Annotated in this window: 8 protein-coding genes; 2 read left to right on the forward strand and 6 right to left on the reverse strand. The window is 58.6% G+C overall.

Annotation, left to right across the window (positions count from 1 at the left end):
• Positions 1 to 444: 444 nt before the first annotated feature.
• The 4 genes from pflB to AB5Y85_RS07195 all read right to left on the reverse strand — a co-directional run bounded on the left by pflB (position 445) and on the right by AB5Y85_RS07195 (position 7,391).
• Complete coding sequence (gene pflB / locus AB5Y85_RS07180; protein ID WP_005333618.1) at positions 445 to 2,727, reverse strand: formate C-acetyltransferase; 2,283 nt, start codon at positions 2,725 to 2,727, stop codon at positions 445 to 447.
• A 46-nt stretch (positions 2,728 to 2,773) separates the two neighbouring features.
• Positions 2,774 to 3,622, reverse strand: coding sequence for a formate transporter FocA (focA, locus tag AB5Y85_RS07185; RefSeq protein WP_005333620.1), 849 nt, complete (start codon positions 3,620 to 3,622; stop codon positions 2,774 to 2,776).
• A gap of 381 nt (positions 3,623 to 4,003) precedes the next feature.
• Positions 4,004 to 5,764, reverse strand: coding sequence for a 30S ribosomal protein S12 methylthiotransferase accessory factor YcaO (ycaO, locus tag AB5Y85_RS07190; protein WP_368221291.1), 1,761 nt, complete (start codon positions 5,762 to 5,764; stop codon positions 4,004 to 4,006).
• Between the two features lie 193 nt (positions 5,765 to 5,957).
• Complete coding sequence (locus tag AB5Y85_RS07195) at positions 5,958 to 7,391, reverse strand: glycoside hydrolase family 1 protein (RefSeq protein WP_368221292.1); 1,434 nt, start codon at positions 7,389 to 7,391, stop codon at positions 5,958 to 5,960.
• Positions 7,392 to 7,557: 166 nt separating this feature from the next.
• Here AB5Y85_RS07195 and AB5Y85_RS07200 point away from each other — a divergent pair, with 166 nt between their 5' ends.
• On the forward strand, positions 7,558 to 8,421 hold the full coding sequence (locus AB5Y85_RS07200) for a LysR family transcriptional regulator (RefSeq protein ID WP_257687633.1): 864 nt from the start codon (positions 7,558 to 7,560) through the stop codon (positions 8,419 to 8,421).
• Positions 8,422 to 8,457: 36 nt separating this feature from the next.
• Here the strand turns inward: AB5Y85_RS07200 and AB5Y85_RS07205 are convergent, their stop codons facing one another.
• Positions 8,458 to 9,207, reverse strand: a complete 750-nt coding sequence (locus AB5Y85_RS07205; RefSeq protein WP_368221293.1) for a substrate-binding periplasmic protein — start codon at positions 9,205 to 9,207, stop codon at positions 8,458 to 8,460.
• 175 nt (positions 9,208 to 9,382) lie between these two features.
• Entirely contained in the window at positions 9,383 to 11,647 is a 2,265-nt protein-coding gene (gene metE / locus AB5Y85_RS07210; RefSeq protein WP_368221294.1) for a 5-methyltetrahydropteroyltriglutamate--homocysteine S-methyltransferase, read from the reverse strand.
• A gap of 277 nt (positions 11,648 to 11,924) precedes the next feature.
• Here metE and AB5Y85_RS07215 point away from each other — a divergent pair.
• A partial coding sequence (locus tag AB5Y85_RS07215) for a LysR family transcriptional regulator (protein ID WP_368221295.1) occupies positions 11,925 to 12,313 on the forward strand: 389 nt, incomplete at its 3' end.

Below are 12,313 nucleotides of genomic sequence, written 5' to 3' on the forward strand. Positions count from 1 at the left end.
CAGAGGCAGAGGCAGAGGCAGAGGCAGAGGCAGAGGCAGAGGCAGAGGCAGAGGCAGAGGCAGAGGCAGAGGCAGAGGCAGAGGCAGAGGCAGAGAATGATTCCATAGTCACAGGCTTATGGGTATTGCTTGATACCCGCGATGGCGCCTCTGTTCACCCCTTAAACCTGATCAGCTGTTCCACGAGCCATAGCAACACTGATGCAATGGCAGGCAAAGCAACCGCCTATCCCCTTAGAGCGCGAATAAAGCACAATCGCATTACAGACGGGGCCTAGGTCAATCTTGGTGAGCCCCTCCCCTTAATCCTCTTCGAATACCCAGTAACAACTGTTGTGGTTGCGATGGAACCGGAGGCGATTCACAGGGGATGATTACTCCCCCTGAATCGCACGCATAAAAAAACCGGCGCCTTGGCGCCGGTTTTTGCTCACTATGTCTCGATTACAGAGAAGCAGTGAAGGTACGGGTGATGACGTCTTGCTGTTGCTCTTTGGTCAAAGAGTTGAAGCGAACGGCATAACCGGATACGCGGATGGTCAACTGCGGATATTTCTCCGGGTTTTCCATGGCGTCCAGCAGCATTTCACGGTTCATCACGTTCACGTTCAGGTGCTGACCACCCTCTACGTTGGCTTCGTGGTGGAAGTAACCGTCCATCAGGCCAGCCAGGTTGGCTTTCTGGGCTTCCATATCTTTACCCAGTGCATTCGGTACGATGGAGAAGGTATAGGAGATACCATCTTTAGCGTAAGCGAACGGCAGCTTGGCTACGGAAGTCAGGGAAGCAACAGCACCTTTCTGGTCACGACCGTGCATCGGGTTTGCACCCGGGCCGAACGGAGCACCAGCACGACGGCCATCCGGGGTGTTACCGGTCTTCTTGCCATATACCACGTTGGAGGTGATGGTCAGAACAGACTGGGTAGCGACAGCACCACGGTAGGTGTTCAGCTTCTGAATCTTCTTCATGAAGCGCTCAACCAGGTCACAGGCGATATCATCGACGCGAGCGTCGTTGTTACCGAACTGCGGGTATTCGCCTTCGATTTCGAAGTCGATGGCAACGCCATCTTCGTCACGAATCGGCTTGACCTTGGCGTACTTGATGGCAGACAGGGAGTCAGCGGCTACAGACAGACCAGCGATACCACACGCCATGGTGCGATATACGTCACGGTCGTGCAGCGCCATCAGAGAGGCTTCGTAGCTGTACTTGTCGTGCATGTAGTGGATGATGTTCAGCGCAGCAACGTATTGCTTGGCCAGCCAATCCATGAAGTGGTCCAGACGATCCATTACGTCGTTGTAGTCGAGGTACTCGGACTTGACCATCTCGGTTTTCGGACCGACCTGGATCTTGAGCTTCTCGTCCATACCACCGTTGATTGCATACAGCATGGTCTTGGCCAGGTTGGCACGAGCACCGAAGAACTGCATCTGCTTACCAACGATCATCGGGGATACACAGCAAGCGATGGCGTAGTCATCGTTGTTGAAATCCGGACGCATCAGATCGTCGTTCTCGTACTGAACGGAAGAGGTCTCGATGGATACCTTGGCACAGTACTTCTTGAAACCGACCGGCAGCTTCTCGGACCACAGGATGGTCAGGTTCGGCTCAGGGGACGGGCCCATGGTGTACAGGGTGTTCAGCATACGGAAGCTGTTCTTGGTGACCAGAGTACGGCCGTCAACGCCCATACCAGCCAGGGTCTCGGTCGCCCACATCGGGTCGCCGGAGAACAGTGAATCGTATTCCGGAGTACGCAGGAAGCGAACCATACGCAGCTTCATGACCATGTGGTCCATCAGCTCCTGGGCTTCTTGCTCGGTGATCAGGCCTTTCTGCAGGTCACGCTCGATGTAGATATCCAGGAAGCTGGAGGTACGACCGAAGGACATGGCTGCACCGTTCTGGGACTTGACTGCCGCCAGGTAGGCGAAGTAGGTCCACTGTACGGCTTCTTTAGCGTTCTTGGCCGGTACGGAGATATCGCAACCGTACTTGGCAGCCATCACCTTCATCTGTGCCAGGGCACGGTGCTGCTCGGAGATCTCTTCGCGCAGACGGATGGTGGCTTCCAGGTTGACGCCGTTTTCCAGGTCAGCTTGCAGGGACTTGAACTGGGCCAGTTTGTCGGCCATCAGGAAGTCAACACCGTACAGAGCAACACGACGGTAGTCACCGATGATACGGCCACGGCCGTAGGCATCCGGCAGACCGGTGATAACACCAGACTTGCGGCAGTTCAGGATGTCTTTGGTGTAAACGTCAAACACGCCCTGGTTGTGAGTCTTGCGGTATTCGGTGAAGATCTTCTCGACCATCGGGTCCAGTTGACGACCGTACACTTCGCAAGAAGTTTTAACCATCTTGATACCGCCGTTGGCGATGATGGCGCGCTTCAGCGGCTTGTCAGTCTGCAGACCAACGATCTGCTCCAGGCTCTGATCGATATAACCGGCATCGTGTGCGGTAATGGTGGAGGGCAGGTCAGTATCAAAATCAACCGGCGCATGAGTGCGGTTCTCGATTTTGATCCCTTCCATGACCTTGTCCCACAGCTTGGTGGTCGCTTCGGTCGCGCCAGCCAGGAAGGACTCGTCACCTTCATACGGGGTGTAGTTCTTCTGGATGAAGTCACGGGTGTTGACAGAGGTCTGCCATTCACCGGCCGCGAAGCCTTCCCATGCTTTTTGGAACTGTTCGTTAAGTTCTGCCATTTTTCATTACCTCACACGGTATTGATGTAGTATCCCGCAATCATCCTTAATGATGACGACGGAAGATAAACCAGTAAGTCAGACCAACCATCACGCCACCACCGATGATATTGCCGATGGTCACGGGGATGAGGTTGTGTAGGACGAAGTTGGATACGGTCAGGTCAGCAAAGGTTGCCGGATCCTGGCCGATGGCCTGCCAAAATTCCGGACTAGCCACGCTGTGGATAGCGATACCAACCGGAATCATAAACATGTTTGCGATGCTGTGCTCGAAACCTGATGCAACGAACATGGCAACCGGCAGCAGCATAACCACTACCTTGTCAGTCGCGCTGCGGGCTCCAAAAGCCATCCAGGCAGCAAGACATACCATCAGGTTACAGAGGATACCCAGCGCCACCGCTTCGAAGAAGGTGTGGTGAATTTTGTGTTGGGCTACTTTCAGGGCGTTAAGGCCCCACTGGCCGTCTGCTGCCGTGTACTCTGCAGAAACGATGATCAGCGCCACCATCAGCAGACCGCCAATCAGGTTGCCGAAGTAGACCAGACCCCAGTTCTTGAGCAGCTGAGCCCAGCTGATGCGATTGGCAGCCTTGGCCACCAACGTCAGGGTGGTGGAGGTGAACAGCTCGGCACCGAGCAGCACACAGAGAATAAGTCCGAGAGAGAAGCAGAGACCGCCCACCAACTTGGCCATACCCCAAGGCATGGAGCCGGTTCCGGTCGTCACTGTGATGTAGAAGATAAATGCGATGGCGATGAAAGCGCCTGCGGTAATGGCCAGTGGAATGACCTTGTATGCCGGCTTGGTAGCCTTGGCATAGGTGATGTCTTCAGCCAGTGCAGCGATGGCTTCGGGCTTGAGACAATCGAATGGAGATTCAGCTTTCAATTATTTTCTACCTGAATGTTTTGCCTGTTGAAATCATAACAAAGGGCCAAATAGCCAAAATTGACATTGATCAAGTTTATCAGAGTGCGAATGTAATTTTACTACAAATATTTTAGTGTGATGGCTACGCCACTTTACACCAGGTATCAGCTGAAACAGAAATATCACATTTTTAATGCAATGATTTTAAAGAATTTATTCCAGTGCATGGAAATATGGTATTGGCAAGATATCTTTGCAGATCGACAGCACATCCCCTGCCCTGCCATCAACCCCCTTAGGGGTATTTTTTGTTTTTTATTTCATCTTTGAATAACTATCCCGTGCCTTGCCGCACGATAAACAGAAGGGGCCACACGGCCCCTTCCTTTACAGCAACGATCACGCCCAGTGATGGGCACGCTTGGCCTTTTGCAGCTTCTCGTAAGCCGCCAGCAGCTTCTGGTGCAGCGGGAATTGAGAGAGCGACAAGTCGGCCGTCTCCAACCCGTGGAAGCGCGCTTCGCCACTGGCGTTGGCCCAGGCCTGTGCCAGCGTCTCTTCACCATACATGCGGGTGAAGACGGCGCGATACTGCTCCGGATCCCGCTCCTCGTCGAGGAACAACTCGACGCAGGCGCGCAGGGCGCGGTAGTAGCTGGCACGCTCGGCAGTGAACACCGACTGGTTGAACTCCATGGTCCAGTCGATGAGATCCAGTGCGGTCTCCAGCTCACCGGCGGCCAGCGCCAGCATGGCTTTCAGCTCGCCAACGCGCAGGGTGTGCAGCGCGGTACCCTTGGCAGCGGCGATGCCCAGCAGCTCGCGTACACGGGTGCGCTCGTCGTGCCCCTCTTCATCCAGTTGATCAAACAACGCCATGTACTGCTCGGCGTCCCAATCAAGTGATGGCAGTGCCAGGATCACTTCGCGCAGGTTGGCGCCCATATTGTTGTTGGCCAGCAGCAGATCTTCGGCCGGATAGATGTCGGACATGCCCGGCACCAGAATGCGGCAGGCGTAGACACCCAGATGCTCGTAGTCGGCGATATAGACCGGCTGCTCCAGCTCATGGAAGATGCCGATCAGGTGATCGAACTCCTCCTGCGAGGTGCCACGAAAATCCCAGTCGGCAAACTCGAAGTCCGCATCCTGCTTGAACAGATCCCAGCTGATAAGGCCCGAGGAGTCGATGAAGTGGGTCTCGAGGTTGTGGTGATCCGCCACCTGCTCGTTGTCGAATGACGGCGGCACGAACACGTCGAGATCCTTGAGACCGCGGCCCTGCAGCAGCTCAGTGACGGTCCGCTCGAAGGCCACTTCGAAGCGCGGGTGGGCGCCGAAGGAGGCAAAGCAGGTGCCATTGCTCGGGTTGAGCAGCACCACACAGATGACCGGATAACGGCCACCGAGGGAAGCATCGAAGCTGTAAATGGGGAAACCTTCCGCTTCGAGGGCGGCGATGGAGGCGGCAATCCCCGGATAACGGGCAATCACCTCGTCCGGGATCAGCGGCAAGCTGATGGCCTCGGCGATGATCTTGTTCTTCACGTGGCGCTCGAACACTTCGGAGAGCGCTTGAGTGCGCGCTTCGGTCTTGGTGTTACCAGCGCTCATGCCGTTGGAGACATAGAGGTTGCCGATGATGTTCATCGGGATGTAGACGGTCTCGTGATCGGACTGACGCTCGAACGGCAGGGCGACGATACCGCGCTCTTCGTTGTTTGACTGCAGATCCACCAGCATGTCGGCGGTCACTTCACCATCCGGGTTGTAAAACTTGCGGGTGAAGCTGTCGAGCAGACCGGCCGGGAACTGGTCACCCTCGATGGGGAACCACTTCTCGTTCGGGTAGTGAACGAAATCGCCGTTGGCGACCTGCTCACCCAGATAGAAGTCGGCAAAGAAGTAGTTGGTGGAGAGACGCTCGAAATATTCGCCAAGGGCGGAAGCGAGGGCCGCCTTCTTGCTGGCACCCTTGCCGTTGGTGAAGCAGAGGGCGCACTCTTTGTCCCGAATATGCACCGACCAGACGTTCGGCACGGGGTTGAGCCAGGAGGCCTCTTCGATATCAAACCCTAAGGCTTTCAGCTTGGTCTGGAAGCGTTCGATGGAGTCTTCCAGCGCCGCGTCCTTGCCGGGAATAAAAGTGTGGTCAGTCATCACGATATCCTGATTTTTATTGGCTCATGTTCGGCCGCAGATAATAGCAGGGGTCGGCGGCTTTGGCAGGACAAAAATCAGCAAACAGGGATGAGTCGCACGGTGAGAAACCGGCTTGCCCCCTCTCCCCCGCCACAAACAGCGTGGGCCTGGGGATTGCCCAGGCCCACTGGTTACGCGACGCGATAAACCGTCAGAGCTGCTTGCCCTGGCTCGCAATCACCTGGCTATACCAGTGGAAGCTCGCCTTCTTGATCCGGCGAAGGGAGCCCCCCTGCTCGTCACGCTCCACATAGACGAAGCCGTAGCGCTTCTGATAGCCGTTGAGCCAGCTCAGGATGTCGGTGAACGACCAGGCGCAGTAGCCGAGCAATTCCACCCCATCCTGCATCGCCTCCTGGCACGCCTTGACGTGGCTGCGCAGGTAATCGATGCGGTACTCATCGTTCACCTTGTAGCCCGCCTCCAGCTTGTCGAACTCGCCAAGACCGTTCTCGGTGATCATCAGCGGCAGGCCATAGCGGGAAGAGAGGCGACGCAGGGCGATGCGCATCCCGGTCGGGTCGATGGCCCAGTCCCAGTTGCTGGTCTCAAGGTGCGGATTGGGTGCCGTCTTGTAGAGGCCGGGGATGCCGCTGGACGGGGTAGTGCCCTTCTTGCCGGTGGTGTTGATCCGCTGCAGGGTCTGACCGCCCAAGGGGTTATCTGTGTAGGTCAGGGTGTAGTAGTAGTTGACGCCGATGTAGTCGGGCGTCCCCTCTCGCAGCAACTCCATATCGCCCGGCAGGATCTCCGGCGCCTCGCCGTTTTCTCGCAAGTAAGCGAGCGCCGCCTGCGGATAGCGGCCAAAGCAGTAGGCATCCAGCCACCAGAGGTTGTTGAACTCCTCGGCGTTCTCATAGGCCAGCATATCTTTCGGATCGCACGACGCCGGATAAGCAGGGGAGTAGGCAAAGCTCGGGCCGATGAGGCCGTTTGGCACATGCTGGCGAAACGCCTTGATCACTCGGGCATTGGCCAGAAACGCGATATGGTTGGCGGCAAAGAAGCGCTTGCGATCCTGCACTGCGGGCGGATGGGTGCCGAGCTGATAGGCGTTGGTCAGGTTGTAGTTCTGCTCGTTAAGCGACACCCAGTACTTCACCTTGCCGGCAAAACGCTGATAGAGGGTCACGCAGTAGCGCTCGAAATCCTCGATAATGCGTCGGTCTTCCCAGCCGCCGTACTCATCCTGCAGCGCCTGCGGCAGATCCCAGTGATAAAGGGTCAGTACCGGCTCAATCTGGTGGGCCAAGAGGGTGTCGATCAACTTCTCGTAGAAAGCCAGCCCCGCCTCGTTCACCTCCCCCCGACCGGTGGGATAGATGCGCGGCCAGCTCACCGAGAAGCGGTAGGCCTTGAGCCCCATCTCGGCCATCAGCGCCACGTCCTCTTCCATGCGGTGGTAGTGATCCACCGCCACATCGCCGTTGCTCCCCTCAAAGGTCTTGCCCGGCAGCTTGGTGAAGAGATCCCACACCGAGGGCCCCTTGCCATCGGCATTCCAGCCCCCCTCCACCTGATAGGCGGCGGAGGCGGCGCCCCACAGAAAATCGCTCGGGAAGTCGTTGAACTTGTGGTGATGCATCTGGTGTTGCTCCTTCTGCGCTGATGGTGTCAGCCATCTCTGATAACTCGGCGCCCCCTGTCGGGGCGCCCGAAATGAATTGGCATAAGCATCCATCACTTCTAAAATTCCGTCCAATGACAAATTTGACCACTCAACATTCCCAACAGGAATGAAAGGAGCCCTGATGGAGCTACGGGATCTGAAAGCCTTCGTCACTCTGGGGGAGGTGCTGCACTTCGGCCAGGCAGCGGTGCGTCAGCACGTTACCCAGTCGGCCCTGAGCAAACAGATCAGGCGGCTGGAGGAGGAGCTGGGCGGCGAGCTGTTCGAGCGCAACGCCAGTACCACTCGCCTCACCGGACTGGGCAGGGCGCTGTATGAAGATGCCCGCGCTGTGGTCATCCAGAGCGAGCAGCTCTCGCGCACCGCCCGCGACGTGCTGGCGGGCAATGTCGGCACCCTGCGTATCGGCTTTGGTGTGGCCACCAAGATCCTGGTGCCCGCCGCCATCGCCCGCTTTCGCGCCGAGCGGCCGAAAGTGACCATCGAGCTCAACGATCTCTCCACCCACCACCAGCTACTGGCGCTCAGTGAAGGCAAGCTGGATCTCGGTTTTTGCCGCCTGCCCGCCCCCAAGGGGTGGCACGCCCTGCCGGTGGTCGAAGCCCACTTTGTCGCCGTGCTGCCCGCCAGCTACCGCGATGTGAGGGAGTTGGCGGATCTGGTGGACAAGCCGCTGGCGATCCTGCGTCGGGACAAGGCGCCGTCGTTTTACGATCACCTGATGAACTATCTGGCCCAGAGCGGGCTGCGTTTTCGCGATATCCAGTACGTCAACGACTTCGCCGCTGGCGTCGCCACCGCGGCGGCAGAGATCGCCTGGACCCTGGTCCCCTCCTCCACCACCATAGAGCACCCGGATGTACTCACCCTGTCCCTTAGAGATGGGGAAGCCTGCTGGACCATTGGCCTTATCCGTCCGCCCCACAGCAAGGGGCCCTTGATCGATGCCTTCTGGGCAACCATTTCTGATATGACGCCAAGATAGACACGCCCTTGGCAAACCGCAGATGGCGGCCGCGCATCAACGATAGCGTTCGACGATACGCGCCAACTCGCCGCTTTGTCGCAACCGTTGCAGGGCTCGGTTGAACTCGGTTATCCGGGTATTGAAGCGGGAGTGCTTGCCGATGCAGAGATTGAACGGGGTAGCGTCAAGCTGCAGCGGCACCTCGACCACCTGCCCGGAGAGACCCAGCTGGTTGAGTTTGAAACGTGCCACCAGTGGGTCGGTCACCATCAGATCCCCCCGACCCGCCGCCAGCATTTTGAAAACGTTATCAACATTGATGGTGTGATGAACGGTGAAGCCCGCCAGGTTCTCCTTGCCCCAGCCGTTACCGAAATAGTCGAGAAAGGTAAGCGATTTGAAGTCGCTCAAGCGGTTGGCACGCTGAAATTCCGCCATGCGGGGATGGGCACGCTGGGTAAAAATGGTTAGCACAGTGGTGGTGACCGGCTCTTCCACAACCAGGGTATAGCTGCGCCGCTCCCGGGTAGCGATGGTGACAAAGCCATCGGCCTGCGCCATCCGCACCAGTTTTTGCGCCCGTTGCCACGGATAACCTTCATGGCGCACCCGCAGCCCCATCTGCGCAACCACCCGATCCATCACGTCGATCATCAGCCCGCGCATCCTGCCCTGTTCGTCACGCCACGAATATGGGGCAAAGTCGTCAAAGTAGACCAGCTTCAACTCGGCCGCTGGCGCCGCCCATGCACTCTGCCACATCAGCAATCCCCACAGGATTGCACTCCCCAGACTGACTCTCATGGCCGCGACTCCATCCACTTCTGCCACCTCTGAGCCTAGTGCAAAGCGGGCTGCGGCAAGGTTCAGGATCCAGTGGAAAAGTGGCCAGCGAAAAAAGAGAGAGGAAGCAATGGCTTCCCCTCTCTCGTTCGTTTGTCAGCACGCCACCTTATCGATGGCGGTCACGGCTTGCCGGTTACGCCAGCTCGGCCCGCAGCGCCTTGGTAGCATCGACCATCACCTTGAGGGCGGCTTCTGTCTCTTCCCAGCCGCGGGTCTTGAGGCCGCAATCCGGGTTGACCCAGAGCCGCTCGGCCGGGATCTGTTTGGCGGCTTTGCGCAGCAACCCCTCAATCCAGCTCTGGCTCGGCACGTTCGGCGAGTGGATGTCGTAGACGCCCGGGCCAATCTCGTTGGGGTAGTTGAAGCGTTCGAACGCTTCGAGCAGCTGCATCTGGCTGCGGCTGGTCTCTATGGTGATCACATCCGCATCCAGCGCCGCCACCGCCTCGATGATGAGGTTGAAGTCGCTGTAACACATGTGAGTGTGGATCTGGGTGCGGTCCGCCACCGGGCTTGCACTCAGACGGAAGGCCCGCACCGCCCAGTCGAGATAGGCCTGATGATCTTGCTTGCGCAGGGGCAAGCCTTCGCGGATCGCCGGTTCGTCGATCTGGATGATCTTGATGCCAGCGGCTTCCAGATCTGCCACCTCGTCGCGAATGGCAAGGCCGATTTGCAGGGCGGATTGCTCGCGGCTCACATCTTCCCGCGGGAAGGACCAGCAGAGGATGGTCACAGGGCCAGTCAGCATCCCCTTCACCGGCTTGTCGGTCAGGCTCTGGGCAAATCGGGTCCATTCGAGCGTCATGGGAGTCGGGCGGTCGATGTCACGGGTGATCACCGGCGGCTTGACGCAGCGTGAGCCATAGCTCTGTACCCAGCCGAAGCGGGTGATGGCAAAGCCATCCAGCAGCTCACCGAAATACTCCACCATGTCGTTGCGCTCGGCCTCACCATGAACCAGCACGTCCAGCCCGATGGCCTCCTGACGCGCGATGGCATCGCGGATCTCGGCCTTAATGCCAGCCTCGTAGGCGCTGTCATCGATGCGACCGGCGCGCCAATCCTGCCGCAACACCCGGATCTGGGAGGTCTGCGGGAAGGAGCCGATGGTGGTGGTGGGCAGCAGCGGCAGCTTGAGATCCGAGCGCTGCAGCTCGGCCCTGACCGGATAGGGGCTGTGGCGATCAAAATCGCTGTTGGTGAGGCTGGCGAGCCGTGACTGCACCGCTTTTTTGTGCACCCGGCTGTCGGACTCCCGATCGACGATGGGCTGGCTGTAGGCGGTGATTTTGTCGAGCTCGCCCCCATCCAGATACTCTCTGAGCAGTCCCAGCTCGAAACATTTTTGCAAGGCGAAGGCGAACCAGCTGCGGGTCTGGGGATCCAGCTCCTGCTCCAGGGTCAAATCCACCGGGCTATGCAGCAATGAGCAGGATGAGGCCACCCAGAGCCGCTCGCCGAGTTTGGCTTTCAGTGCCTTCAGAGTCGGCGCCAGCTTGGCCAGATTGGCACGCCAGACGTTGCGGCCGTTGATCACCCCGGCTGAGATGACCCACTGGGCGGGCAGATGCGGCACCAGGGTCTCCAGCTGTTCGGGGGCGGCCACCAGATCCAGATGCAGGCCATCTACCTTGAGGCTGGTGATGATGTCGCGCTGATGAGCCACCGAACCGAAATAGGTGGTGAGCAGCAGCTTGCAGGGGCCCGTGAGGCGCTCGTAGGCGTTGAGGTAGGCCAGCCGCCACTCGTCCGGCAAGTCCAGCGTCAGCGCAGGTTCATCGATCTGTACCCACTCCACTCCCTGGGCGGCCAACTTGGCCAGGATCTCCTGATAGACGATGAGCAGGCGATCGAGCAGTTCAAGGCGGGAGAAGCCGCTCTCTTTCTCCTTGCCGAGCCAGAGGTAGGAGACCGGCCCCAGCAGCACCGCCTTGACCGGCAGCCCCAGCGCCTTGGCCTCTTCCACCTCATCAAACAGCTGGCTCCAGCCCAGTTTGAAGCGCTGATCACGGCTAAATTCCGGCACCAGATAGTGATAGTTGGTGTTGAACCATTTGGTCATCTCGGCGGCCGCCGCCGCCGGGCCGGTCGGCGCACGGCCACGGGCCACCCGGAACAGGGTGTCGAGATCGGTCTCGCCATGACGGTGGCGGGCAGGCACCGCATCCACCAGCAGGCTGGTACCGAGCACCTGATCGTACCAAGCAAAGTCGCCCACCGGCAGCAGATTGACCCCGGCGCCGTGCTGGGCCTGCCAATGGCGCTCACGCAGCGTCTTGCCCACGGCAACGAGTTCGGCCTGAGTGGTCTCGCCACGCCAGTAGGATTCGAGGGCAAATTTCAGCTCGCGCTTGGCGCCGATACGGGGGAAGCCCAGGGTGTGTGCTCGTGTCATAGGTTCATTTCCTTATGCTCATTCATCTGATGGGAAACTGGATGATTTAGCCATCCAGATGTTTACACATCCAAAATGACAAGATAAGGTGACGCTGGCTATTGAATCCTCTTCAAGTGGCTCTCAAATAATCCTCAACTGACCGCCAATCAGGTTCACCGCGAGGATACAGAGGCCGATGTTTACAGGTGCAAGAGGTGCCGGAGTCAAGAAGCGCAACAGGGTAACCGCCGACCGCAACCTCAGCGCCATACGCAATCTCACAAGGAGCCATCTTATGGCAGTGCCAAGCAATGCAGGGATAGAGATCAAACACTTGAAAACATTGACCGCACTGGCCGAGCAGGGCTCGCTGGCCGGTGCGGCGCTGACCCTCAACCTCACCCAGTCCGCCCTCTCCCACCAGCTCAAAGAGCTGGAGACCCGCCTCAATCTGGAGCTCTACCTGCGCAAAAGCCGCCCGCTGGTGCTGACCGCCGCCGGCAGCCAGCTGCTCGCCCTCGCCCGTCAGGTGTTACCCGCCCTGGCCCAGACCGAGAAACAGTTGCAGGCCCTGCAGAGCGGCGATGCGGGCAGGCTGCATCTGGCGCTCGATTGCCACAGTTGCATCCAGTGGCTACTGCCGCTGTTGCCCGATTTTCGCCGCCAGTGGCCTGGGGTGGATCT

It is taken from the genome of Aeromonas sp. R3-1, assembly GCF_040908345.1.
Classification (GTDB): Bacteria; Pseudomonadota; Gammaproteobacteria; order Enterobacterales; family Aeromonadaceae; genus Aeromonas; species Aeromonas veronii.

Coding starts and splice junctions, on each gene's coding strand:
- pflB (WP_005333618.1), bottom strand. CDS start 2,727: ATGGCAGAACTTAACGAACAGTTCCAAAAAGCATGGGAAGGCTTCGCG.
- ycaO (WP_368221291.1), bottom strand. CDS start 5,764: ATGACTGACCACACTTTTATTCCCGGCAAGGACGCGGCGCTGGAAGAC.
- AB5Y85_RS07195 (WP_368221292.1), bottom strand. CDS start 7,391: ATGCATCACCACAAGTTCAACGACTTCCCGAGCGATTTTCTGTGGGGC.
- AB5Y85_RS07200 (WP_257687633.1), top strand. CDS start 7,558: ATGGAGCTACGGGATCTGAAAGCCTTCGTCACTCTGGGGGAGGTGCTG.
- AB5Y85_RS07205 (WP_368221293.1), bottom strand. CDS start 9,207: ATGAGAGTCAGTCTGGGGAGTGCAATCCTGTGGGGATTGCTGATGTGG.
- metE (WP_368221294.1), bottom strand. CDS start 11,647: ATGACACGAGCACACACCCTGGGCTTCCCCCGTATCGGCGCCAAGCGC.